The organism is Acetobacter sp. DsW_54 (genome assembly GCF_002153575.1).
GTDB lineage: Bacteria > Pseudomonadota > Alphaproteobacteria > Acetobacterales > Acetobacteraceae > Acetobacter > Acetobacter fabarum.
Map to the genome: position 1 here is coordinate 244,166 of NZ_JOPD01000002.1, position 24,676 is coordinate 268,841.

At 60.2% G+C, this 24,676-nt stretch carries 25 protein-coding genes; 12 read left to right on the forward strand and 13 right to left on the reverse strand.

Annotated features, from left to right (window positions below):
* The first annotated feature begins 116 nt into the window (after positions 1-116).
* A complete protein-coding gene (locus HK20_RS01670) occupies positions 117-1,127 on the forward strand; it encodes an ion channel (RefSeq protein WP_086645349.1) in 1,011 nt (336 codons plus the stop codon).
* 243 nt (positions 1,128-1,370) lie between these two features.
* Here the strand turns inward: HK20_RS01670 and HK20_RS01675 are convergent, their stop codons facing one another.
* The gene (locus HK20_RS01675) at positions 1,371-3,554 is read right to left on the reverse strand and encodes an FUSC family protein (protein ID WP_086645350.1); all 2,184 of its coding nucleotides are present in this window, start codon (positions 3,552-3,554) and stop codon (positions 1,371-1,373) included.
* Between the two features lie 241 nt (positions 3,555-3,795).
* Between HK20_RS01675 and HK20_RS01680 the strand changes: the two genes are divergently transcribed.
* A complete protein-coding gene (locus HK20_RS01680) occupies positions 3,796-4,167 on the forward strand; it encodes a YidB family protein (RefSeq protein ID WP_086645397.1) in 372 nt (123 codons plus the stop codon).
* 76 nt (positions 4,168-4,243) lie between these two features.
* Complete coding sequence (locus HK20_RS01685) at positions 4,244-4,774, forward strand: hypothetical protein (RefSeq protein ID WP_086645351.1); 531 nt, start codon at positions 4,244-4,246, stop codon at positions 4,772-4,774.
* 28 nt (positions 4,775-4,802) lie between these two features.
* Here HK20_RS01685 and ccmI read toward each other — a convergent pair whose 3' ends face one another.
* Genes ccmI through HK20_RS01715 form a run of 7 tightly spaced genes read right to left on the reverse strand, consistent with a single transcriptional unit; the run spans position 4,803 to position 10,064 of the window.
* Positions 4,803-5,534 carry a c-type cytochrome biogenesis protein CcmI gene (ccmI, locus tag HK20_RS01690; RefSeq protein ID WP_086645352.1) on the reverse strand — a complete coding sequence of 244 codons (732 nt, stop codon included), beginning with the start codon at positions 5,532-5,534 and terminating at the stop codon, positions 4,803-4,805.
* Between the two features lie 4 nt (positions 5,535-5,538).
* Positions 5,539-6,012 (reverse strand): cytochrome c-type biogenesis protein, encoded by a 474-nt coding sequence (locus tag HK20_RS01695; RefSeq protein WP_086645353.1) that lies wholly within the window; start codon positions 6,010-6,012, stop codon positions 5,539-5,541.
* Entirely contained in the window at positions 6,009-6,584 is a 576-nt protein-coding gene (locus HK20_RS01700; RefSeq protein WP_086645354.1) for a DsbE family thiol:disulfide interchange protein, read from the reverse strand. The genes HK20_RS01695 and HK20_RS01700 overlap by 4 nt, the downstream gene beginning before the upstream one ends.
* A complete protein-coding gene (locus HK20_RS01705) occupies positions 6,581-8,566 on the reverse strand; it encodes a heme lyase CcmF/NrfE family subunit (RefSeq protein ID WP_086645355.1) in 1,986 nt (661 codons plus the stop codon). The genes HK20_RS01700 and HK20_RS01705 overlap by 4 nt, the downstream gene beginning before the upstream one ends.
* A gap of 39 nt (positions 8,567-8,605) precedes the next feature.
* Positions 8,606-9,136 carry a cytochrome c maturation protein CcmE gene (ccmE, locus tag HK20_RS01710; RefSeq protein WP_086645356.1) on the reverse strand — a complete coding sequence of 177 codons (531 nt, stop codon included), beginning with the start codon at positions 9,134-9,136 and terminating at the stop codon, positions 8,606-8,608.
* Positions 9,133-9,294, reverse strand: a complete 162-nt coding sequence (locus HK20_RS12750; protein ID WP_143221875.1) for a heme exporter protein CcmD — start codon at positions 9,292-9,294, stop codon at positions 9,133-9,135. Before HK20_RS12750 ends, ccmE begins: the two co-directional genes overlap by 4 nt.
* Entirely contained in the window at positions 9,291-10,064 is a 774-nt protein-coding gene (locus tag HK20_RS01715; RefSeq protein ID WP_086645357.1) for a heme ABC transporter permease, read from the reverse strand. The genes HK20_RS12750 and HK20_RS01715 overlap by 4 nt, the downstream gene beginning before the upstream one ends.
* A gap of 179 nt (positions 10,065-10,243) precedes the next feature.
* On the opposite strand from HK20_RS01715, the gene HK20_RS01720 reads away from it, so the two are divergent.
* Positions 10,244-10,537, forward strand: coding sequence for a YciI family protein (locus HK20_RS01720; protein ID WP_086645358.1), 294 nt, complete (start codon positions 10,244-10,246; stop codon positions 10,535-10,537).
* A gap of 1 nt (position 10,538) precedes the next feature.
* A complete protein-coding gene (locus HK20_RS01725; protein WP_086645359.1) occupies positions 10,539-10,958 on the forward strand; it encodes an EVE domain-containing protein in 420 nt (139 codons plus the stop codon).
* A gap of 91 nt (positions 10,959-11,049) precedes the next feature.
* Here HK20_RS01725 and HK20_RS01730 read toward each other — a convergent pair whose 3' ends face one another.
* Together HK20_RS01730 and HK20_RS01735 are read right to left on the reverse strand one after the other, a co-directional pair.
* Positions 11,050-11,385, reverse strand: a complete 336-nt coding sequence (locus HK20_RS01730; RefSeq protein WP_086645360.1) for a TIGR01244 family sulfur transferase — start codon at positions 11,383-11,385, stop codon at positions 11,050-11,052.
* A 108-nt stretch (positions 11,386-11,493) separates the two neighbouring features.
* Positions 11,494-12,192, reverse strand: a complete 699-nt coding sequence (locus HK20_RS01735; RefSeq protein WP_233129031.1) for a hypothetical protein — start codon at positions 12,190-12,192, stop codon at positions 11,494-11,496.
* 247 nt (positions 12,193-12,439) lie between these two features.
* Between HK20_RS01735 and HK20_RS01740 the strand changes: the two genes are divergently transcribed.
* Entirely contained in the window at positions 12,440-13,264 is an 825-nt protein-coding gene (locus HK20_RS01740) for an EcsC family protein (protein ID WP_086645361.1), read from the forward strand.
* A 69-nt stretch (positions 13,265-13,333) separates the two neighbouring features.
* Here the strand turns inward: HK20_RS01740 and HK20_RS12920 are convergent, their stop codons facing one another.
* On the reverse strand, positions 13,334-13,504 hold the full coding sequence (locus tag HK20_RS12920) for a hypothetical protein (protein ID WP_158093022.1): 171 nt from the start codon (positions 13,502-13,504) through the stop codon (positions 13,334-13,336).
* A gap of 28 nt (positions 13,505-13,532) precedes the next feature.
* Positions 13,533-14,507 (reverse strand): D-glycerate dehydrogenase, encoded by a 975-nt coding sequence (locus HK20_RS01745; protein ID WP_086645399.1) that lies wholly within the window; start codon positions 14,505-14,507, stop codon positions 13,533-13,535.
* 179 nt (positions 14,508-14,686) lie between these two features.
* Between HK20_RS01745 and aat the strand changes: the two genes are divergently transcribed.
* From aat to HK20_RS01765, 4 genes are all read left to right on the forward strand, one after another.
* A complete protein-coding gene (gene aat, locus HK20_RS01750; protein ID WP_086645400.1) occupies positions 14,687-15,328 on the forward strand; it encodes a leucyl/phenylalanyl-tRNA--protein transferase in 642 nt (213 codons plus the stop codon).
* 80 nt (positions 15,329-15,408) lie between these two features.
* On the forward strand, positions 15,409-16,191 hold the full coding sequence (locus HK20_RS01755; protein ID WP_233129032.1) for a DUF4412 domain-containing protein: 783 nt from the start codon (positions 15,409-15,411) through the stop codon (positions 16,189-16,191).
* A gap of 17 nt (positions 16,192-16,208) precedes the next feature.
* The gene (locus HK20_RS01760; RefSeq protein WP_086645402.1) at positions 16,209-16,850 is read left to right on the forward strand and encodes a hypothetical protein; all 642 of its coding nucleotides are present in this window, start codon (positions 16,209-16,211) and stop codon (positions 16,848-16,850) included.
* A gap of 47 nt (positions 16,851-16,897) precedes the next feature.
* The gene (locus HK20_RS01765; protein WP_086645362.1) at positions 16,898-17,494 is read left to right on the forward strand and encodes a hypothetical protein; all 597 of its coding nucleotides are present in this window, start codon (positions 16,898-16,900) and stop codon (positions 17,492-17,494) included.
* A gap of 62 nt (positions 17,495-17,556) precedes the next feature.
* Here HK20_RS01765 and HK20_RS01770 read toward each other — a convergent pair whose 3' ends face one another.
* Positions 17,557-20,820 (reverse strand): AsmA-like C-terminal region-containing protein, encoded by a 3,264-nt coding sequence (locus tag HK20_RS01770; protein ID WP_086645363.1) that lies wholly within the window; start codon positions 20,818-20,820, stop codon positions 17,557-17,559.
* A 38-nt stretch (positions 20,821-20,858) separates the two neighbouring features.
* Here HK20_RS01770 and HK20_RS01775 point away from each other — a divergent pair, with 38 nt between their 5' ends.
* Positions 20,859-23,969 (forward strand): bifunctional [glutamine synthetase] adenylyltransferase/[glutamine synthetase]-adenylyl-L-tyrosine phosphorylase, encoded by a 3,111-nt coding sequence (locus HK20_RS01775; protein WP_086645403.1) that lies wholly within the window; start codon positions 20,859-20,861, stop codon positions 23,967-23,969.
* Positions 23,970-24,012: 43 nt separating this feature from the next.
* A complete protein-coding gene (bcp, locus tag HK20_RS01780) occupies positions 24,013-24,501 on the forward strand; it encodes a thioredoxin-dependent thiol peroxidase (RefSeq protein WP_086645364.1) in 489 nt (162 codons plus the stop codon).
* Positions 24,502-24,676: the final 175 nt, after the last annotated feature.

Genomic DNA, 24,676 nt, shown 5'->3' on the forward strand with positions numbered 1-24,676 from the left:
AATCGCAAGTTAAGCAGGTCTTCCATGCATAATCCATGGAGCACAGACCCTGCCTTGCTGTGTAACACCGCAAACAAGCGCAAGCCCGTCTGCCCGGCTGTGCGCGCGGAGCGGTGATGATGAAAAGACTTTTCCACCATTATAGAAAACGCAGCCGTCAAGTGGAGGCAGAACGCCACACCAAGCTGGAAAATGTTGCCCCCAGACCCAGCGGTAAGGAAGGGGGGCGTTTTCATTTAAGTACCAAGGAGGCGGTCAGGCGCTTTCGCGCCCATGCGCTGGTTGAGGAAAAAAGCCACCGCGATGTTGTGCGCGTAGGTTTGAAGGACAGCGTATGGAGTGACCTTTACCACCATGCACTTACGGCAAGCTGGCCCGCTTTTGCTGCCATTGCCGTTGTATCCTACGTTGTGCTCAACCTTGTTTTTGCATTGCTGTACATGGTGGCCCCGAACCAGATTACGGGGCTCTCGCACGGTACATTGTTGTCCCTGTTCTTTTTTAGTGTGCAAACACTCTCGACCGTGGGGTACGGGACCATGAGCCCGATCGGGGCTTATGCCAATGCCATTGTCTCGATCGAGGTGTTTGTCGGCATGATGCTGACAGCCCTTGCAACGGGCGTGGTTTTTGCCCGTTTTGCCCGCCCCCGTGCCAGACTGATGTTCAGCAACATAGCCGTCATTAGTAATGAAGGGGGAATACCCGCCCTGTGCATCCGCATTGCCAATTTGCGGATGAGCGTGATTTTATCGGTCGATATTGAAGTGGCTTTGTCCCGCCTGGTCATGAGCGATAATGGCCATCTGGTCCGCAAGTTTGACCAGCTTCTGCTTATGCAATCCCATGTGCCGGTGCTGCGCTTTGCCTTTGTCATGGCGCACGTCATTACGCCAGATAGCCCCTTGCATGGCAAAACGGTTGCTGAACTCGAAGGCGAGGAAGCCGAGATTATTGTCACAGTGACCGGTACGGACGAGGCTCTGGGCCAGACCGTGTTTGCAAGAACCGCATACAGGTTTGACCGAGTGCAGCATAACCATCGTTTTGTGGATATTGTGCTCTCCCGCCCCGATGGGCGCATTACGGTGGATTACACCCGCTTCCATGATGTTGAAGCCCATTAAGCAGGTTATTGTGGCGTATCTGCCATTTGGTGCCGCATTACTCTGAACCGGATGTTTTGTGCAAAGGGGCATGCAAGTGCCCCTTCACTCTGGGCCTGATCATGGGGTTGGCAGGTGTTTGGCGTGCCAAAGCTGTGCATCCGCCCCGCCATACTCATACCCATACTCATACACGGAATACGGTGCCTTTTGGGTAAGCAGTCCTGCGTGGGGTGCTGCCTGAGATCACCCCAGTTTTAAGCTTCAAACCGCACGGTAAGGGCGCGTGGCATCCAGGAACACGGCATTGGCATCCAGCTCGTGGGAAACCACAATCAGGTAGGCAATCGCGCGGGTGAGTTCAATACGGGTGGAAATGTTGGGCTCGGCGGCTTCCATCCGGCGTAATGCAGTGGTCGCTACACGGGCGGCATGGGCTGTGTGGCCATATTTGCCTGTAAAATGGCTCATCCGCTTCATGACAATTTCTATGGCCCGGCGCGCTGCGGGGGGGATCTGGTTGCGGTGCAGCAGCGCACGCAGGCGGATAATGTTCAACCCTATGGTCATGGCAGCCAGTGTGCCCTGCAGACAGCCCTCAATGGTGGGGGAAGGTGTGGGGCCAGCATGGCGGATCAGGCGGGCAAAGCGGTCAATATTGCGGCCAATCCAGTCCCGCGTCATGGGGGTGGGCTCGGCCGAAGCCAGTGTGCGCAGGTCCCGCAGCAGGGTCCGGCGCATGCGCCAGCGTTCGGCTGCGCTGTTAAAGGGCAGCACGGCGCGGAAAATAAGAACCGCAAAAAATACCCCTAGCAGAATGGCCCATGTGGAATTGAACCATGTGACCTCATCCACCCGGCCCTGATTGAGCGGGTGCACAAAGTTGGGGAGCAAAAGGGTATAGGCGGCAGAGTGCAGGGCCGTGCTGGCGTTGCGTGCGGCCAGCCCGCCGGCAAACATGGGCACGGCCAGTGTGGCGACCAGCATTTCGTAATTGGATTGTGTGGGCAGGACAAAAAAGACCAGAAAAAACGCAACAAGAGCAGCCCATATGCCACCGATCATAAACTGGGTGGTGGCAACAACCGGGTTTTCCCGCGTGGCAAACAGCCCGCACACAATGGCAACAAATGTAATAAAGCCAAGGCCCGTGGGCCATGCCGTGCATTCCCACACCAGCCCGGCGGCACTCAGGGCCACGGCAGCACGCACGCCGTTATAGGCGGCTTCGCGCTTGTCCACATGGGATTGAAGGCGGAAGTGGAAGTGGTCACCACGAATAAAGTGCTGGCTGGCATCGTATTCCCGAATGGCCTGTTCCAGCTCACCCAGCAGTTCGTCCATGGCGTTGTGCAGAATCCGCCCGTCCAGCAGGGCGGAAATCTGGTCGTGTTCGTCTTCCAGCGTAAAAGCGGACCCGATTTCGTGCGTAAGGGCATCCACAATCTGCTGGTGGCATTCGGCACGGAGTAGTTGCAGGTCGCGCAGAATGCCGCGGACCCCGGTTTCCGTGTTCAGGCGGTTAGGCAGGCTGCTCAGAAAAGTGCTGACGTTGGAGGCCGTCTCGCGGAATATGGGCTGGTCGGTCTGGACGTATTGCAGGCGCACGGTCATGCCCAACCCGCGTGAGAGCAGGACCGAAACCGCAGCAAGGGCTGCGCGGGCGTGGTCCCCTTCATGCCCATGGGGGCCCATCTCGGCTTCAGAAAATTCAATCTGGTCGTTAATGGACAGGATGGGGCCAAACATGGCGCGTGAGCGGATAAGCGCTTCATCATCCCCGGCCAGCAGGCTGGCTACGGCCTCGGATACGTTGCTCAGGGCCGTGCGGAGCTTGTCGCGGATGTTGCGGCGGGCGGTTTCGGCCAGATTATGGGCAAAAAGGCCTGCAACCGTGCTTTCACATACAATGCCCAGCACAATATAGGTCGCGCGGGACATGGCGGTCATGAACACGTTTTCGGGGTGGGGGATGGCCCCTATGGCAATAATGGCCGTTGTGTAGCCCGCTAGCACCAGCGCGTAGGAGCGGAAGTTGCGCACAAGGGTTGCCAGCCCGCAGCATAGCCCCAGCCAGATCGACAATGCGGGAAAAAACAGCCACGCGGTCTGGTTGAAGGCCGAAATAAGGGTGATGGACATGACCACCCCAATGCCTGTGCCCACCAGACGCCAGCGTGCCTTGGAAAGGCTCTCCCCGCGTGAACCCTGTGCTACGATCCATACGGTCATGGCGGCCCATTGCGGGTCGTCCAGTTCCATCCACAGGGCAATGACCAGCGCTATCAGGGCGGCCGCGGTTGTGCGCAGGGCAAACCCTATTGCGGATGGTGTGGGGGCAAGCAGCCAGCTTAGAGGCAGTTTGCTCTGCACACCCGGCGGCCCTAACGGGCGGAAGGCCCGCAGGCGACCGATCCTGTCAAGCAGGGGAAAAGAAAGACTGGGCACAATGGCTACTTTGTTGCAACAGAGGAAGCTGGGGAATCTGGTTGTAACCGTAGCTGGTTTTCCCGTTTTTTCCTTGTGGGTTCAGACGCATATCAGCTATCGCTTCTCAAACGGGGAAAGTCGGTCTGGAGCCGGTTTTCTCTTATAAGTATTGCATGGATCTGTTATTCGTTCCATGACCAAATAGTGCCTTGCCTGCCGACAGGCCGCCCTGGTGGCGTATATGGGAAAGATGGTGGATATGTCTGATTTTTTTCAGAGCATTGTAGGTAAGGTCGAGAGCGTTCTGGGCGGAGATGTCCAGACACTTGTCAAGCAGCAGCTCCAGTCCCTGGCTCAGCCGCAGACAATCCAGACCCTGCTGGACCGCGCCGATCAGGCCGGGTTGGGCGACAAGGTGCGCTCATGGATCAGCCAGAGCGGCAATGTGCCCGCCACGCCGGATGAAATCCGCTCCATTCTGGGGAGTGATGCGGTGCATGCGCTGGTGGAAAAAACCGGCCTGCCAGCCGATGCCGTGGTCACAGCATTGGTGCATTTTCTGCCCGACGCCGTGGACAAGCATACGCCCGATGGCGTGCTGCCTACCCCCGACACAACAAAAAGCGCCTGAGTTACAAGCTGGGTGGTGAGTGTGTGATGCACGGCATTTTCGTGCATCACGGCACATAATCCGTTATGATGCAGCCATGACACTGGGTGAACGTATAATACGGATGGATAGCTGGCTGCTGGACCGGGTCTGCCAGCCCATGGCAGACAGGCTGCCAGAACGCTTTTCGGCCTTTGATGCCGGTATGAGCTGCCAGTTTGGCTCTTTGCTGCTGTCTGCCGTTTCCATTATTGCTGTGTTTGTGCTGACCGGCATGCACGATTTTGGCAACATGATCTTTAATGTGCTGGTCTGGTGCCTGTGCGTCAGCTTTTTTTTCGGGCTTGGCCGTGTGCGCGTGCTGGTCAAACCGGGAAAACCCAACCCGCTGCGGCATATGCTTGTCAGCATACGGATTGTTTCTATCCCGTTCGCCCTGTACGTTGTGTATCAGGCACTGACCTCCCCGCCCACATTCGGGACGGCGGTCTGGTTCAATGCCTTTTCAAACATCGTGTTTGTCGTGGGGTTGTATCTTATTTCGTGCCAGCCACGCCCACCGCAGGTACGCACAACGGAAGATGTCTGGGGCCGGGGCTTTGCACCACGGCCCGGCGGTGGGTTCTAGGTTCTAGCCAGAAATAACGGCAGGCAGATCAGGGGTTTTCCTGATCATGCTCGCCCTGTGCAATGCGGCCCTGTACTGCGGGGCGCCACGGTGCATCCTGCGGTGCAGCGTCCAGTGCTTTGCGGAACAGCGCCAGTGCCTGCGCAGTAACGTGGTGCTCGGCCCTTGTCATGGCTTCTGCCGTGCGGGCAGCCAGCTCGGGGTCAAAGCCCAGCGCCAGAGCATGGTTCCATGCTTCCGCTGCCTGCGCGTAATGGTCACCCGATGCCTGCAACTGGCCGAGCAGCAGGTAGCCCTGCCGCCTGTTGGGATCATCTGCAGGCAGGCTGGCCATGGCTTGCTGAAGCTGGGCAATAAGCGCATCAGCCTTGCGGTTCTGCATATGCTGGGCCACCAGCCTTGGGCCAAGGGGCTGGGCTGGTAGGTAAGGTGTGCCGTTGGTCAGGTATAAGGCAATGGCCAGAGCAGGCACCGCCGCAAGACCAAACCAGCCCAGCATGGCCGAACTGTTTGCCCGTGCTGTGGAAGGCGCTGCATCGGCTGAAAGAATACGGCGTTGGATTTCCAGTATGGCTACGTCGTGTTCGGTTGGGGCGATCAGGCCAATGGCAAGGTCGCGGTCCAGTTCTGCAAGCTGGGCTTCATGCAGGGCCAGTGCGGTGCTGCGTTCATCCCGAATAACGCGGGTGCGCTTCCACAGTGTTACAATAGCCGGGGCAAGGGCAAGCAGGCTGAGCAGCCCGATGGAAAGCCAGATCATGCTCTCAGTCCTTTGTCAGTCTGGCCAGACGGGCCTTTTCATCTTCGGTCAGGGGGGGCGGCGGTGGCGCTGCGGCCCTGCGGCGGTAGAACAGAAAAGCCGTGCCAAGCCCCATAAGCAGAGCCAGCACCGGCATGGCCCAGAGCAGGAGCGTTCCCAGCGAAAAAGCAGGTTTCAGGCGGATGAAGTTGCCATAACGGCTCACCATCCAGTCCATGACCTGCTGGTTGTTCTCGCCCTTGGCAACGTGCTCGCGCACAACGCGGCGCAGGTCACGCGCCAGACCGGCGCTGCTGTCTTCTATTGATTCGTTCTGGCACACCAGGCAGCGCAGTTGTGCACCAATGGCCTGAGCGCGGGCCTCCTGCTGCGGGTTGGGTAGCATTTCGGACGGGTCATCCACCGCCAGTACCAGCACCGGTGTTGCCATAAGGAGCAGGCCTGCCACAAGGGCGGCCAGTTTGCGGCGTATGGTCATGGTGTTTGTAGCCTTTGCACCAGTGGCAGCAGGACCTTGTTAATGGTCTCATCCGTAAGGGGGGCTGCTGTGTGCCAGCGGATAATCCCCCCCGGCCCTACCAGAAAAGTCTCTGGCACGCCGGAAATACCCCATTCAATCCCGGCCCGGCCGGTATGGTCATCCCCCAGACGGGTAAAAGGGTTGCCGGAATGGTGCAAAAAGCTGGCAGCGTTGTCGGGCTTGTCCTTGTAGGCAATGCCCCACATGGTCAGCTTGTCTTTGAGGGTCATAAGGGTTGGCATTTCCGCAAGGCAGGGAATGCACCATGACGCAAAAAAATTGACCAGCACCGGCTTGGTAAGCTGTTGCAGATCCTGCGTTGTAAACCCTTCTGCCGGGGGGAGCGGGGCCAGCGTAAAGTCTGGCACTGGCCGGTCCAGCACGGGGGCGTTGATGTCATGCGGGTTGAAGGAGCCGTGCTGCATGCCATCCAGCATTTTCCAGAAGGCAACACCGGCAACACCGGCCCCGGCCAGCGGCAGGGCCATAAGCAGGCGGCGGCGGGTCAGGTTATCCGAAGGTGTGGTCATGCTACGCTCGTGCTTGCAGGGGTGGATTTGGCCCGCTGTGGCGCGCCTACGCGCATGCGCCGGTCAGAAAGGGAGAGTGCTCCCCCAAACGCCATGATCAGCGCACCCAGCCACATCCATGGTGCCAGCGGGTTGTAGTGCAGGCGCAGCACATAGGTCGGGCTGCTGTCCGGGCCGTGCCTGTCGCCCAGAACGCCGTACAGGTCCGCCAGCATGTTGGTGTGGATGGCAACATCCGTTGTGGTCTGGTTCTGGCTGTTAAAGCTGCGCTTGGATGGGTGCATGACCGTAACCAGCCTGCCATTGCGGCGGACTTCCAGCGTGGCGACCATGGCCGTGTAGTTGGGGCCGGGTTCCTGCTCCACGGCCTTGAGTGTCCAGTCATACCCGGCCAGCTGTTCGGTAGTACCAATAGGCACTTCCACAATCTTGTGCTGTGCCTGAGACATGGCGGCAAGGCCCAGCACGGTAATGCCTACGCCGGCATGGGCAATGGCCGTGCCAATAATGGCGCGGGGCAGCATGCGTGCCCGCTGGAGGGATGTGGCAACAGGCACACGGAACAGTTTTGTGCGCTCTGCCAGATCGGTCACACTGGCTGCAATAACCCACAATGCCGCAGCAGCGCACAGAATGGCCAGCACGCCAGACAGTTCAAACACGGCAACCGCGCAGGCCAGTGCCGCCACAATGGCGGCAAGCCACAGCTTTTGCAGCACAGGCCAGAGCTGTGCGCGCTTCCACGGCAGCATGGGGCCAAAGCCCATGAAAATGAACAGGGGCAGTGCCAGCGGAATGGTCGTTGCATCAAAAAACGGTTTGCCAACCGAAATGGTGCGGTCAAACAACAGGGACATGAAGGGGGGATACATGGTTCCCGTCAGCACCACCGCGCACAGGGAGCACAGCAGAATGTTGTTAAGCACCAGTGCCCCCTCGCGGGAGATGGGAGCAAACAGCCCGCCTGCGGTCAGGGTTGGGGCGCGGTAGGCGAACAGGGCAAGCGAGCCACCAATAACAACGCCCAGCAGGCCCAGAATAAACACCCCGCGAGCCGGGTCGTTTGCAAAGGCATGCACGGAGTTGAGAATGCCCGAACGCACCAGAAACGTGCCCGACAGCGAGAATGAGAAGGTGGCAATGGCCAGCAGTACGGTCCAGATTTTAAGGGCTTCGCGCTTTTCCACCACAATGGCGGAATGGATCAGTGCGGTGCCTGTCAGCCACGGAATGAGCGAGGCGTTTTCCACCGGGTCCCAGAACCAGTAGCCGCCCCAGCCCAGCACGTAATAGGACCACCAGGACCCCATGGCGATGCCGCAGGTCAAAAAGCACCATGCAGCCACAGCCCACGGCCGTACCCACCGGCCCCATGCTGCATCAACCCGGCCTTCAATCAGCGCGGCAATGGCAAAGGCAAAAGGTACGGCAAAGCCTACGTAACCCGTGTACAAAATGGGGGGGTGGAAGGCCAGACCGGGGTCCTGTAGCAGGGGGTTCATGCCTTGGCCGTCCATGGGGGCGGGCCAGATGCGGGCAAATGGGTCCGATGTGGTCAGGCAGAACAGTTCAAACCCCGTGGCTACAAGGCCCAGCACGGCAATAACGCGCGCACGCAGGGCGGAGGGCAGGTTGCGCCCAAAGGCCGCCACCGCGGCCCCACACAGGCCCAGAATAAGCGCCCAGAGCAGAATGGAGCCTTCGTGGTTCCCCCATACGCCGGTTATTTTGTAGAGCAGAGGTTTGGAAACCGCGCTGTTTTCCGCAATGTTCTGGACCGAAAAATCGTCCGTAACCGCCGCGTAAATCAGGCTGAGGAAGGAGACGCCAAGGGCGATCATCTGCCCGATGGCAAGGCCGGGAGCCAGCGCCATAAGCCGCGCATCGCGCCGGGATGCGCCAATAAGGGGAATAATACCCTGCACGGCAGCCAGCACACAGGCCAGCGCAAGGGCGTAATGTCCAAGTTCGGGGCTTAACATATCTGGGGGGAGGCTCCCGTCTTCTTTAAGTCAGGCTGTTCAGTTTGCCGCGGCGGGGGCGGAAAGGCTCTTGCTTGCGTCCTGCACGGTCATGTTGTTCCAGCTTGCAGCACTGGGGGGCGGGCCAAAGCGGGGGTCCCATTTGCCGGATTTTTTAAGGGCTTCGGCTACTTCCTTGGGCATGTAGGTCTCATCATGCTTGGCCAGAACCTCGTTCGCCACAAATCCGTGTGGAGGCTTGACCGTGCCAATGGCAACAACACTTTGCCCCTCACGGAACAGGTCGGGCAAAATCCCTTCATACTGCACGGTCACGGCGGCCTGGCCATCGGTTACGGCAAAGGTGGCAACGGGGGTTTCACCGTGTTTTTCACGCTTGACCGAGCCTGCAACAACCATGCCACCCAGCTTGACCGTGCGGTCCGCTGGCGGGGGTGAGGCTTCGACCTGCGAGGGGGTGACAAAGAAAACAATGTCGGAAGAAAAAGCCCGCAGGATCAGGGCGGCCGCGGTGCCAAGGCAGGCAACACAGGCAAGGACAAGCCAGAGGCGACGGGTCTTGCGGGTCATGGAGTAAGGGGTGTTCCTGCGTTGCGGTTATGGGTCTGCTCCAGTGCTGCCAGTCTGGCCCGGTCGCGTTTAAGCCGGAGTGCCGCACCAAGGGAGAGAACAAGCGCCATAATGGCGGCCAGCCCGTAGCTGGCCACAATATAGGGGAGGTGGGTCATGCCGCTCCTCCACCCCGACGGGGGGAGGACAGCAGGGCGCGAATGCGGCTTTCCATCACGGCGGCACGGGTGCGGGCGACCACAATGGCCGCAAAACCCAGCGAGAACCCGATGGTGGAAAGAGCAAGCGGCCACAGCATGGAGGATGACATGGTCGGTGCACCGGTCAAGGTAATGCTGTCGGGCTGGTGCAGGGTATTCCACCATTGCACGCTGAACTTGATAATCGGCAGGTCCACAGCCCCGGCCAGCGCCAGAATGGCGGCAGCACGGTAGCCGCGCTGCGGGTCATCAAACGCGCGGATCAGGGCGATATGCCCGAGGTAGAGAAAAAACAGGACCAGCACGGAGGTCAGGCGCGCATCCCACACCCACCATGTGCCCCACATGGGTTTGCCCCAGATGGAGCCAGTGGCCAGGCACAGGGCGGTAATGCATGCCCCAACGGGGCCAATTTCCACTGCCGCCAGATCTGCCAGCGGGTGGCGCCACACGAGCGAGAGCAGGCCGCAGAGAGCAAGCCCGGCATACCCGCCCGAGGCCAGCATGGCTGCGGGTACATGCACGTACATGATGCGCACGGAATCCCCCTGCTGCCAGTCGGCGGGGGAGTAGAACAACCCCCACCCAAGGCCCGCAAGGGTAAAGGCAATGGCCGGCCAGGTCAGCCATGGCTGGAGGCGTGCGCCCAGCTTGAGAAACCGGCCGGGGTTGGCGTAACGGTGGAAAAAACTGCCAGTACGCGCGACAAGGGTCGGTGAGGCGCTCAAAAGTTGGTCCGCTCCGTCTGTCTGGTTTATGGGCGAGGGGGATACCCTTGCCCGTGGGGGGCAATATGCCTCAAAGTGGGACTGCTGCCGTCTCCTTTATATCATTATAAGCGTTCTGACACGATGCAGTTCTTCATGGGCGACCATGCCCGCAAGACACAACAGAAGGAAAATGAGCCATGTTGTTTGCCATTATCTGTACGGATCGCCCCGGCTCGCTGGACCTGCGCATGGCCACCCGCGCCCAGCATCTGGCTTTTCTGGAGCTTAACAAGGCAGCCATCCAGTTTGGTGGCCCACAGCTTGATTCAGACGGCAAACCCTGCGGTAGCCTGATCCTGCTTGAAGCCGAGGACCGTGCCAGCGCAGAAGGCTTTGCCGCCGCCGACCCCTACGCCAAGGTGGACCTGTTTGAGAGCGTAATCGTGCGCCCGCTGCGTACGGTTTTCCGCGATGGGCAACTGGCGGAATAACATGGCATTCTGGCTGGTAAAGAGCGAGCCTGACGCGTTCAGCTGGGACGAGCAGGTTGCAAATCATGTAGAGCCATGGACCGGAGTTCGGAATCATCAGGCCAAAAAGAACCTTGCCGCCATGCAGGTGGGGGACAGGGCCTTTTTTTATCATTCCAACGTGCAACGCGCGATTGTGGGGGTGGTGGAAGTGGTGCGTGCCGCCTACCCGGACCCCACGGCCGAAAGCGGAGCCTGGGTGTGTGTGGATGTTCAGGCGGTAGGCCCCATGCCAGAGCCGGTCACGCTTGCGCGGATTAAGGCCGAGCCGGGGTTGGAGGAGCTGGCGCTGGTGCGTCAGTCCCGCCTGTCTGTCTGCCCGGTTTCGGCAGAACACTGGCAGGTTCTGTGCCAGATGGGAGGGTGGCAGGAACCGGGCTGAAACGGGCCTGTTTTCACCGCTATCAAATTATTGTGACAAAGGCCGCCCAACCGGACGGCCTTTGTTATTTTGTACGCAGTGGCAGCAGGGGTTAGCCCTGTGTGGCCTGCATCCAAGCCTGTGCAGCGCGGTTGCCCGAGCGACAGTAAGCAAAATACGGCCCCGGCAGCGTGTTCAGCACTTCCTGCGTTTCAATCACCACGTCAGAGGTGGGGGGCACGCCCGCAGCCATGGGGATGGCAATAAAGGTCAGCCCCGCCGCGCGTACGGCCTCGCCAATGGTTTCAGCCGTGGGTTGGCCTGCTTCTTCACCATCGGGGCGGTTGCAGATAACGGTTTTGAACCCGGCATCCTTGATTGCGGGAATATCGCTGGGGGTAATCTGGCCTGCTACGGCAAAGTCGGGGGCGATGGACTGGTACTTCATGGGGTCTGTTATCCTGTAAGCTAGGGGCCTGCTCCGTGCAGGATGAGGCTTTTGGGCCTCAATGCAAGGGCTGTGCCGGCATGGTGGGTATGGCGTGGGCCGCAAGGCCTAGCGGTGAATGAAATACATATCCGAATACAGGTTTTTCAGGGCTGCATGGTCTGCAAGGCAGTGGCGGATCAGCAGGGCGCGCAGGCCCACGGCTGCCTGCTGCATGGCAGGGTCGGTGCTGTTGACCTGCAGGGCAGGGTAGTGCGTCATGCAGGCCTTGAGCGTGGGGTTGTTCATATCCACACCGCTGCTGATCTTGGCCTTGAGTTCGTCATAATACTTCGAAACTTCGGTATCGGAGTTCCATTTGACCAGCGAGGTATCCACTTTGCCGTTGTGCATGAAGTAGGCCACGGTCATGAACCCGGTTTCGGGCGCATGGTCGCCAGCCTGTACAGTCATGCGGCAGGCCCGCTGGGAATAGGGCGGAAAGCTTACATCCGGGACTGCGGTCGAGGCTGTAACCTTGAGGTGAGGCAGGCTGCCCACTGGTGGGGCAGAGGCATCCTGCATGTCTGCATCTCCGCCCATGTGGGCTTTCTGCCATGCTTGTGCCAGAAGTGGGTAGTAACGGATGGACTGGCACAGGCTTGGGTCCGTGCGGGCATCTGCCAGAGCCATATCGTATGTTTTCTGTTCCGGTGTGGCGCATGCGGCCAGAGCCAGCACGGAAGCAGCACACCCCAGACGGCCCAGAAGACGGGCAGGACGGGAGGCGCTGGCACGGGAATGGAAAAGACGGAAAAGACCAGCCATGAGGAAAGCTCCTTAAAAGCGGCGCGGCGTTAAGCCAGATTCTTCATGCGTTGTGTAAGGGCTTAAAGCCACGCTTACAACGCTGTTTGCGTGGGCACAGGGGGCACGTTGTAACAGGTCATCTGTTTTTCATGCGATCAGCCTGTTATGATTGGCCACAATCAAGAGCATACGGCGCTCTGGCAGCGCCGATTGTCGCATTTGCTGTAAATGAGGCAGGTAGCAGACAGGAAAGGCACGTACGAGCATGAAGGAAACAGCAGGCAACGCCCTGACTCCGCTAGCCCTGAGCGGCCGCGACCTGGGAGAGTTGGAAACAGCCCTGATCGCGGTTGAATCCGGGCGTGGCGTTCTGGTGCGTCTGGCGGACCTTATGGGGGGTGCTGTTGGCCATGCCGCGCGTCTGGGCATGCGTGGTCTGGGTATGGCCCCAAACATGGAACAGAAACTGCGCGGGCTGGCCGAAATCGCCATTACCCGTGCATTTGACGTAGCCGTACTGGGCATGAAAGGCCCGGCAGACACCGCGATGGAAGACTCGCGCTGGCGTACATCCAGCCTTCAGGCGGCTGTGGCTGTATCGGGGGCTGTTGGTGGTTTTGCCGGGCTGGCTGGTCTGGCGCCCGATATCGGGTTTACGACCCTGACAATCATGCGTGAAATTGCCCGTATTGCCCGCGAGGAAGGCGAAGACATGAGCGACCCGGATGCCCGGCGCGCCTGTCTGGAGGTGTTCGCACTCAAAGCCTTTCCCAACCGGCGGAACGGGGAAGAGAGCGAACTGGGTTATTTTTCCGCCCGCGCAGTGCTGCGGGGCCGCCCGGTGGTGATGCTGATTGCCGAAGTGGCCTCGCATTACGGCTTAGCACTTGGGCAAAAAATTTCTGTCCAGCTTATGCCTGTGGCCGGGGCGCTGTGTGGTGCATCGCTGAATACAGCGTTTTTTAACCATTACCGGGCCCTTGCCCGTGCGCACTTTACCATCCGCAGGCTGGAGCGCGAGCATGGCCCCGTGGTGCGGGATACCGCCCTTGCCCTGCGTGACAACCTTGAAGGGCGCGAAAAGCTCTAACCCTGTGCCCAGAGCACCGGCAGGCAAAAAAGCAGGGCCGCAACATGCGGCCCTGCTTTATTTATGGGGCTATTTTTTAGCCGGTACCCGCTGTTCGGAGTCTTCTATAAAGGTCGCGATTACAGCCATGGCCAGAAAGCTGATCCCCAGAACCTGTAACGTGCCCTGATAATGAAAAGCCGGGTACCAGAGCGCGGCGCAAATACCCATAGCAAGAACGCAGAAGAGTCGCATGGTCATGTGGCTGTTTCTCCTTATCCCTGCCGTTTTATGCGCTTACGCCGGAAGGCAGAGGTTTACCTTCCACCATGGCGCGGACATTATCAAGGGCAAGCATGCCCATGGCGGTCCGGGTTTCTACCGTAGCACTGCCGACATGAGGGGTCATGAACAGGTTGGGCAGGGCCAGCAGGGCCGGGTTCGGGTTGGGTTCATTCTGGAACACATCCAGCCCGGCGGCAAAAAGCTGGCCGGACCGCAGGGCGGCAATCAGTGCATCTTCATCAATCAGGGAGCCACGGGCAGCATTGACCAGCACACTCCCGCGCGGCAGCAGCCCAAGTGTGCGGGCGTTTATCAGTGGGGGGGCTGTTGTGGAGCCGGGCATGTGCAGGCTTAGAATATCGCAGTGGGGTAGCATGTCCTCAAGTGTTTCAAAGTAGGTTGCCCCTGCTTCCTCCGCTGCGTCCAGCCGCCGCCGGTTGTGGTAGAGGATGGACATGTCGAACCCGCGGGCGCGCTTGGCAACGGCCTGCCCAATGCGGCCCATGCCCACAATGCCCAGCCGCTTGCCCGTAACGCGGTGGCCCAGCATTTCCCCCATGCCCAGTGCGTGGCCCCATCCGGCTTTCATGAGTGTGTAATACTCCGCAGCTCTGCGGCTGGCGGCCAGAATGAGCATGATCGCCAGATCGGCGTTGCAGTCGGTCAGCACATCGGGGGTGTTGGAGACGGCAATATTGCGTGCCAGCAAAGCGGGAACATCCAGGTGGTCAAGCCCGACACTGACTGTTGCCACAAGTTTAACGCTTTCTGGCAGGGCCGCGACATCCGCCCCTTTAAGGGGGGCTGTATGTGTCACCAGCACGGCAAAGGGCTGGTAGGCGTGGGCCAGTTCCAGCAGCTCGGCGGTGCTGAGTGCATGCTCGGGTGCGGGTGGGGCGTCAAACTCGGAGTGGATACGCTCTTCCACTGCGTCCAGCAGGCGGGTGGAGCGGATCAGGCGCGGGGGGTGAGAGGTCACAAAAATCTCCGTGGTGCAGCATGGTGGGCCGGGCAGGGATGTGTTTATTCTGGTGGGCACGCTAGCATAATGCTGCGGGTGCATTATACCGCAAGCCACCCTATGCCTGATAACGAGTGCGGGAAAAGCCGGTTGCCCGGATGGGGGCTGTGGCGGCAAAACATGGGAGCATATCCGGCATGTCTGATGGTCTGACCCCTGAACTGATGCTGGGGGCCTACGCAGTTGGGCTGTTCCCCATGGCAGAGGGGGAGGATGACCCGACCTTAAGCTGGTATGACCCGGACCCGCGGGGCATTTTGCCGCTGGAGGGTTTTCATGTTCCCCGGCGTTTGCGCCGTACGGTTCTGTCCGGCCGCTTTGAGGTCAGCGTGGATCGGGATTTTCCCGCCGTCATGCGCGGGTGTGCGGCCCCTGCCGCGGGGCGGGAAAGCACATGGATCAACAGCCGCATTTACCAGTTGTTCTGTGCGCTCCACACCATGGGCTTTGGCCATAGTGTGGAATGTCGCATGGAAGGGGAACTGGTGGGTGGGCTGTATGGGGTTGCACTGGGTGGCGTGTTTTTTGGCGAGAGCATGTTCAGCCGGGTTACGGATGCCTCCAAGGTTGCTCTTGTCCATCTGGTTGCCCGTATGCGCCTGAACGGTTTTATTCTGCTGGACACACAGTTCGGCACGGAGCATCTGGCCCGTTTTGGTGGGGTGGAAATCCCTGCGGCAGAGTACAAAGAACAGCTTGAGCGTGCCGTATGTATGCAGCCCTGCTGGTCCGATACGCTGGCACCCGATATGCTGGAAGCCGAAATACGCAGCATGTAACGCTGCCACAACCTTACAAGCTGGTTGCGGCAATCGCACGCCCAGAGAGTGCAGGCCGCAAAAAAATGGAGATGGATTTGGTGACAGACAGATTTTTACCGGCCTGCAAACGCAGCCTGCGTGTGCCCGGCCTGTGTGCCGTTGGCGTTTTGGCCATGTCTGCCATTGTTACTCCTCCCCTGCATGCCCAGCAGGCCACAGACCACCCGCGCCTGACACCGGGGCGCGATGCGGTGATCGACTATGTGTTTCAGCCCCGCCCAACCGAGCAGGACCTCAAGGCCGGAGCCAAAGCCGATACACCCGTGGCAAGCCGCCATGTGCAGGTGCTGTATTCGGGTGATGGCGGGCTGATGCGGATCAACTACATGACCAGCATGGAAGGGGATGCCAGCCGTGGTGCGGTAATTATCAACCGTGCCGCGCAGGAGGTGCTGGTTATTATCAACGACCGTCGTATCTATACCCGGCTTGTGCAGCAGGAGGGCATACGCAACCCGTTCCTGCTCGACATGTCCATGCAGTTCACCAAAACCGGAAGCGATGTGGTGGCAGGCCAGCCCTGTACCACATGGCAGGCGGTTTCTGCTCAGGGCAAGGCATCAACCTGCGTTACGGATGACGGGTTCATACTCCAGCAGGATGGTGTGGACGTTGATGGGCTGAATGGCAGCCTGCGCGCCATGAAGGTGTCTTACGATATTGTGCCGGTCAGCGCCTTTGAACCGCCACAAGGCTTTTTGGAAGTCACACCCCATTCTCCCCATTCCGATGCAGCCCAGACCGAGCCCCCCGTAACAGGTGTTGGCCCTGCAACCAGCCTGCCTGCAACCAGCCCTAACCCTGAGGGAGAAAACCGGTAATGCTCACACGGTGCAGTATGGTGTCGCGTAGCGCATTTGCTGTTGCGGCTTTTGGGCTGGCTCTGGCGGGTGTGCCTGCTTATGCGCAGCAGGCTGGTACAGCGCAGGATGCCGCGCCCGCGCAGGCCACCACGGCGGGTGATCCGCCAGCGGAAGCCCCGGCCATTACCCCCTCCGTGGATGTGGATGTGGAGTACGAGCTTGCCTCCCCTCAGGGGGATGTCAGCACCCGCCAGCGTATGCGCTGGCAGGTTGCGACCCTGCGCCAGCGGCTGGACCCGGATAAATCTTCCGTGTTCATGATCACCTCATGGCGTGACAGAACCCTGAGTGTTGTGGACCTCGGGCGTAAAAAAGACAGCATCATGCCTGTGCCGGGCACACAGCAGCTTACTCCCCCCGGTCAACCCGCAATGGTCGGCTCCTATGCACGATTGGGGAGTTCCGTTGTGGCGGGTGAGCAGTGCACAATATGGCGCACGAAAGATACGGATGGCCACCCGACGGATGCCTGCTACACGGCAGACGGGTTGCTGCTTCAGGTCGCGCAGGGTGGGCAGATAACGGTGCGCGCACTCAGTGTGCAGCGTGTTGCGCAGCCCGATAGCCTGTTTGTCATACCCCCCGGTTTGCAGCAGGAGGCACCAGCACACCCATAGTGCACACCATGCGTGGCCATTGGTGATAAAGGCAGGAAAGGGATGGAATGCACAACGCAACCTATGGCCGCACCGCATTACTGTTTGCGCTATGCGCAGCCTTGGGGTGGACGCATGACGCAGCGCAGGCTCAGGCGGTGGATGGGCCAACCACGGTCTGCATAACGGCGCAGGCGGCCCAGCAGCCGCAAACGCTGGTTGTGGTGCCCTCCGGCACCGTGTTTGCAACGGATGATATCGCCGGGCATACGCAGCAAGCGCAGGCACAAGCCCAGGCGGTTGTTACAACCGAAACCATTACCCTGACCCACATGCAGCCCTGCATGGCGGCGGATGCGTCCAGCGTTGTCTCCCACACCCGCCACTGGCTGCATGAAAAAGTCCGCCCCCATAGCGGGCAGGTGCTGCATGCGGTTGGCGAAGTCAGCGGCAATGGAGTGGATACCGGCATGGAGGATGAAGATACCTCCCTGCGCGATCTGGTGCATTCTGGCGCACTCAGCCTGTCCATCAACCGGACTGTGCAGGACCCCGTTTTTTTGCAAGAAAGCGATGCAGACCTGCCTGATACGGGGGACGGGGTGGATACATCTGCCTCGCGCGATGCGGCATCGGACCTGCCATCCCAAAGGCATGCACACTAGCTGGGCCATGCCACCAGAGCATTCCCCCGCGCGGCATGTGCTGCGCGGGGGAATGCCGGGGGTTAGAACATCTCGCGCAGTGCTCCGGGCAGGAAAATGGAATAGGGGTTAATGTGCAGGGTCGGGTCTTCCAGATTACCCGTGATCCCGAAGGTTACAGCCAGCAGCCCCCCGTTTTTTTCCGGGCTGAACAGTCTGCCAATGCCCGGCAGTTTGCCCGGCAGGGTGTTCAGGGCAAAAATGGGAACCACGGTGCCATGCAGGTCTATGCTGTTGTGGTCGAGGTTGACCTTGCCCTCCAGCGTGGCCCCCAGCGCACCATTGCCGGTTGTGCCATCATGGATTTCCAGCACGCCATCTTCAAACGTCACGGGCATATTGAAGTGCGTCACCAGAAAATCGTTGGCGTTCTGGGCATTGAGCCAGCCGTAGAGTGAAATATTGCGCGCGACCTGTAGGGAGGTCGGTGCTTTTTTAAGCGTGAACGGAGTAACGCTCAGCTTGCCGCTGAAAGGGGCGGCGGGTTCGGTATCATCAAACGTACCATCCAGTACGGCCTGCCCACCCTTGACGTCGGGCAGGATGCCAAAAGCTGCCAGAAACGCCCCCATATCGGGAATATGGGCGTGCAGGGTGCGGTTGGCCCCTGTGGGAACCAGTGTCATGCTGGCTGGCACTGGTCCGCGCATGGTAAAGCGCATTTTTTCCAGCCGTAGGCCGTTATCTTCAAAATAGGCCTGTACGGTGCGCAGGGGCTGCTTGGTTTTGCTGTACCAGAGCTGGTTTGCCGTCAGGTCAATGGCCCAAGCCGTGCCGGGGGGGCCGTGCAGTTTGCCGGTTGCGGCTTCTGGCACATGGTAGTTGGCGGGCTTTCTGGTCTCGGGCGTGCTTGGTTCATGCTCATCCCGGCTCATGAGAGGGGAGAGGTCGAGCATGTCTGCATAAACGCCAACATGGACCATGTTACCGGACTGGTTCTGGGGCAGTACCAGTTTGGCGTGACCATTGGAACGTGCGATCCTGAAGGACGAAATAATCAGTTCCGGAGCATGGCCGGGCCGTATTTGCGCCTTGCCAACGACGTTCATATCCGGACCAGATGCCTGCAGGTGGTCCACATTGGTAATCTGCCCCCGGTCCAGATCCAGCGTGGCGGAGGCATGTGCAGCCTGCCCCGCTGTTTTGTGCCACATGGGAATGCGAATATCCGCGCGCCCAAGGTCCAGATCAAGGCCAACAGTGCCTATGTGGCTGGCCAGTTGCTGGTAATCCACGGCAAGGTCCGCGCTGCCAGCAAAGTGGTCCCCCGTGGCAATGCCTGCCGCCAGAGCCGTGTCGGGCGTTATGCGCGAGGTCAGGTGGGCTTTTTCCGCGACCGCATCTGGCGGAAGGGAGCGGAAGTCCATGTCGTATGTCAGGTCGGAGGGCAGGCCGCCAATAACCCCGTGCCCGGCAAGGGCAAGCCCGTCCGTGGTCACGTCCAGCCCAAAATGGGCGTTGGCTACATCGCGCCCGGCAACAACATTGCCAATGGAAGCATGCGTGACATCGGCATGGCTCTGGATGGTCATGTCGTTAATGGTTACGCGGCTGATCAGCGGCAGGCTCAGGCCCAGATGCAGGTTGGCCGTACCGCGCGGGCGGGTCAGGCTGAGGGGATGGCGTGAGAGCAGGTGCAGCCGTGGTTCGGCCAACAGGGCAATCACATCCTGCAAAGGGCCGTGCAGGTCGGTTTCTATAATGCCGGTCTGGTCTTTTTTGGTCAGGCCCACAATGTCCATGCTGCCCGGCCCGGCTTCAATCCGGCCTGTGCCGTTCTGGCCCACGTTTTTGCCGGTCCGGTCCACAAGCTGGTAGCCGTGGTCAAAGTGAATGCTCAGCTTGTCCGGGCTTACAATATCCAGCCGGGCATCCAGCCCTTGCAGGGGCGTAATCGGGCGCAGCCAGTGAACGGTCAGGCCCGTTGCATCAATGCCCCCCTGTATGCCGGTCAGCTTCAGGCCGTTCCAGCCCTGGCTGCTGCCCAGTTCGGCTGTGGTCACAAGGTTGGTGGCCGTGCCGGTGGTTATGTTCTCGGTCACCCATTTTTTGCCACCCTTGGCAGCAAGGCTGGGCCAGTAATAGGTCAGATCCTCAAACGAGACATGGGGAATGGTTGCACTCAGTCTGGCCTCTATGCCTTTGGGCTGCATCAGGTCCGATGTGTTGAGGAAGCCACTCAGGCTCACGCTCAGGGCGCGGGCGGCATCATCTGGTGCACTGGGGTTGCGCAAGAGCAGATGCACGGAGGGCAGGGTAATCTGTGCGGGTACGGACTGCGCCTTGGTCTGGTTGAGCAGCACAGACATACCAGCCGTACCGTGGTCCACCTCATAGCGTGTGCCGCCTGCCTCCACATGGCCGGCGCCTATGGCGGTTGTCAGTTCCAGCGCATTGGGCACCATCCACGGCGTTTTTGGCGCAGAGGTAAAATACGTATCTGCCGTAAGGCTTATGGGCAGGTCTATTTTGGCCAGTTCGGGGCGTAGGGGGGCAAATGTGGCGGGGTTGAGCGTGTTTGTGCTCAGGTGCCATGCAATCTGCCTGCCATTGTCGGCCGGTGCACCGTGTGCGTTCAGGATCAGTCTGGTACCGGGGTCGCCTTGCGGCGCTATGCTCAGTTTGACAGCCCCGGTAACCCCTGTGGCGTGCCCTATGGTATGCAGGCGCAGGTCCACACCAATATCGGATGCCAGCCAGTGCGTGCCGGTGAGCTGGTCATCCATGCTTATGGTGGCATCTTCTATACGTGCGTGTTCCAGCCCGTAAGTTTCCAGCGTGTTGTCCTGATGGGAGGATGGGGTAGAGGGCAGATCGAGGTCAAACTCCACGCTGCCGTTATGGGCGCGGCGCAGGGCAAGGCGCACCCCTTTGATGTTGATGGTGCGCAGCCTTATGCTGCCGTGCAGCAGGGCCAGCGGGTCCAGCGTGACGTCTGCTTCGCGCACGGTATTCGGGTGGGCGTTGCCGGGTGCAATAAAGCTCAGGTCCTCAAGCACAACGGTTATGGGCACACCCATGCCTTCACGCAGGCCATTCCAGCGGAGTTCGGCATGGCCCAGACGCAGGCTGACTGCTGGCGGGTGCGCGCGTTCCCCCTTGATAATTGTGATGGGCAGAAAAGGCCGCACCACCGGCGTAATATCAAGCGGGCCAAATGCCATGGCACCCAGCAACGCCCCGAGCCCCACAAAGGGGGAGGCCACCAGAACGCACGCGCCAATCGCCAGCGCACGCGGAATTTTTGTTCTTGCGGGGGGGGAGGTGTCTTGACCGTTGGAAGTCAACGCAGCAAGCCTTTATGGTTCACAGTACGGGCCATATCATGACGCAGGCAGATCATTCTCTCTTCCGTGACGTAAGACAGACCCGCAGGCAAGGCCCGCGGAGCTGGCCGGATGCAGATTGGCCCGCTCCGGCGGACGGGCACAGGGCCACAGTGTTTGTTGAGGACATGCTGGAACTGGCCAGCCAGAACGGTGTTGCGGCATCGGTCATGGCGCTGCCCGGCGCGCGTGAGTTGATGCTGTGCCTTGGCGGGAACAGCCCGTACCTGTCCGATCTGGCGCGGGAGGATATTCAGGCTTTTGCAGCGCTGCTGGATAAGGGGCCGGATAGCTGTGTGCTCGATGCGTTTGCAACATGCGCACAGTTTGACGCCACATCGGGGCGAGAGTATGTCGCCGCGTTCCTTCGTCATGCCAAAAAGCGTATAGCTTTTATTTGCGCTATTGCAGACCTTGGTGGTGCATGGTCGCTGGAGGAAGTCACGCATACGCTCAGCCGGCTGGCTGAAACCGCGTTGGAAATCGCGCTCAAACATATGCTGTGGCATGCCAGTCAGGCCGGGCAGCTTGACCTGCCTGACCCCGAAAACCCCACTTCGGGTTGCGGGCTTGTGGTACTGGCCATGGGCAAGCTGGGCGCGCGTGAACTGAATTTTTCATCCGACATCGACCTGATAGTGTTGTACGACCCCACAACGTATTCTCAGTCAGACGCGGTGCGACGTGTATTTGTGCGTATGACTAACGATCTTGTTAGTCTGATGGAAGCGCGCGATGCGAATGGCTACGTTTTTCGTACCGATTTGCGGCTCAGGCCAGACCCATCCTCTACTCCACCGGCTGTAACCGTACAGGCTGCCACGCTGTATTACGAGAGCCTGGGCCAGACATGGGAGCGTGCGGCCATGATCAAGGCGCGCGCAGTGGCGGGCGACCTTACGCTGGGGCGGCGCTTTCTGGCGGCTATCAGGCCATTTATCTGGCGCAAGCACCTAGATTTTGCCCTGATTGATGACATCCACGACATGAAGGCCCGCATAGACCGTTACCGCAAGGCAGGGCGGACGGATCTGGCGCAACTCCCCGATTCTGTTCTGGCGGACCCCGCTGCCAGCCGGGCGTGGCTTCTGGGCCATAACCTCAAGCTGGGGCAGGGCGGCATACGCGAAATTGAATTTATTGCGCAGGCCATGCAGTTGGTCTGGGGGGGGCGCGAGCCCGGACTGCGGGACAAAACCACATTTGGCGCGCTTAAAAAACTGGTGGGTTCGGGCAGACTGCCCCGGACCGAGGCGGAAGTGCTGGCCCGCACCTACCGTTTTTTGCGCGATGCGGAACATCGCCTGCAAATGCGCGCTGACCACCAGACCCACAGCCTGCCAGAGACGGTGGAAGGGTTTGATGCCTTCGCCATTTTCATGAACTACCCTGATGGGGAGGCTCTGGCGCTGGACATGCTCCCGCGTATGCGTGAGGCAAGGCGGATTTTTGAGCGGCACTTTATTATCCAGCCCGCACAGAACGGTATGGAAGCAGGCAGTGTGCTCATGCCCGGCCCAGAAGAAGGGCAGGTAGCGGAACTGCTGGAAAAATATGGTTTTCCTCAATCCCAGTTGGTGGAAGCGGCGCAGGTTCTGGGCCGGTGGAGTGGCAATGGCCTGCGTGCCCTGCGCTCGGAGCGGGCACATGCCCTGCTGCGTGCGCTGCTCCCCGCCCTGCTGGCCAATTTTGGCCAGCGCGGTAACCCGCTGGCCTGCCTGCGCAGGTTTGATGCCCTGCTGGCGCGCCAGCACGCCGGGGTGCAGTTGCTCTCGCTTTTTGAGCGTAATCCGGAGTTGATCAACCGCATTGCCAGCATTTTTGATGCTTCGGCCTTTCTGGCTGACCATCTGGCGGACAAGCCCTCTGCGCTGGAAGGGCTGCTGGCCCCCGAACCGGAGGAAGGGCGCAACGTGGTGGCGCGCCTGAAAACACTGGCCGGGGAAGTTGCCGATGTGGAGGAACTACTGACCACCCTGCGCCCGTTGCTGCGGGGCGAGGAGTTCCGCCTGTCCGTTGCGCTGCTGGAAGGGCGGATGAGCGAGGACGACGCCGAGCGCGAACGCACCCTGCTGGCCGATACGATCATGACCGTGATCAAACAGGCTGTGGAGCGTGACCATGTGCGCCGCTATGGCCGTGTGCCCGGTGGGGGTATGGCGGTTATAGCCATGGGCAAGGCTGGCTCGCGGGAGATGATGCCCGGTTCCGACCTTGACCTGTTGATGGTGTTTGACCACCCGGAGGAGATTCAGACCAGTCAGGTCGCGGCCAAAAGCCGCAATGCCGGGCAGGAACTGGCCTTCTCCCGCCCCCGGAGCGTTGCTGTGGGGCAGTATTATACCCGTCTGGCCCACGCCTTTATTGCGGCACTGACCGCACCGGGGCCGGAAGGACCGCTTTATGCAGTGGATATGCGCCTGCGCCCATCGGGTGCTGCGGGGCCGGTTGCTGTCCCGCGCACGGCGTTCCTGCGCTACCATACGGAAGCCGCCTGGACGTGGGAATGTATGGCCCTGACGCGCGCGCGTATTGTGGCGGCACCGCAAGCTCTGCGGCGCGCGTTAACACAGGATCTGGAGCGGGTGCTGGATGGCAGTATTCGCGCCATCCCCCCTAAACGCGCCTCCTTGCTGGAGGATGCCCGCACCATGCGTGAACGTCTGGCCCGTGACCTGCCCGCCAGTTCCATATGGGACATCAAGCGCCGGGCCGGGGGACTTATGGAAGTGGAGTTCATTGCGCAGATTTTCCAGCTTGTTGCAGCCGACCCCATGGCCCGTAGCCCGTCCACCCGGCTGGCGCTGGGGCGGCTTGAACGGTGTGGGGTGCTGAGTGCGGCAGACGCAAAACTGCTCAGGCAGGCGGATTTTTTCTGGCGGCGTTTGCAGGCCCTGCTGCGTTTGCTGTGTGGCCCCGTACCCCCACGGGAGCTGGAAACGGATATGGTGCCCGCAGCCCTGAATATTCTGCTCAGGAACATGAAGGCCCGCACCCTGCCCGAGCTAATGGAGCGGACCAACCTGCTGGCGCGCGATGTGCGGAACTGTTTTGAAAGGCTGGTCGGCCCCGTTGCCTCCATGGCACCAGCCGAACGGCCAGAGGACTAAAAGCGGGTTATCCCAGCACAAGGTATGGAAGGAGTTTACGGTTATGGAAAATAGTCAGGCGCTCAAGGTAGGGGACAAAGCCCCGGCGTTCAGCATGGCGGCAAGTGGTGGACGCACGGTGGAAAGTGCGGCGCTCAAGGGGCAGCCGTTTGTGCTCTATTTTTACCCCAAGGCAGACACGCCCGGCTGCACAAAGGAAGCCTGCGGGTTTAACGAAGCCCTGCAGGCTTTTGAACAGGCCGGGCTGAGCGTTATTGGTGTCTCGCGCGATCCGGTTAAAAAGCTGGACTCATTCGCGGCCAAATACAACCTGACCTTTCCTCTGGCGTCAGATGAAGATGGGCATGTGACCGAGGCTTACGGCGTATGGGTGGAAAAATCCATGTATGGCCGGACCTATATGGGCATAGAGCGCGCAACGTTCCTGATCGATGCCAAAGGCGACATTGCTTACATCTGGCCCAAGGTCAAAGTCAGCGGCCATGTGGAGGCGGTGCTGGCTCAGGCGCAGGCACTGGGTGGCGCTGCCTGAGCATGTTGTTGCAGTTTTTGGTGCGCAGGTTTGCGCACCCACCCTGCCGGGCCGGGCTTTACCAGCCCGGGTAATAGCCACCGGGAACAGCGTAGTAATACCCCGGAGGCGGCCCCATGGGAGCAACCGGCACCATATAGGCGCGTGGTGGTGGCGGGGGCGGCGGAGGGGGCGG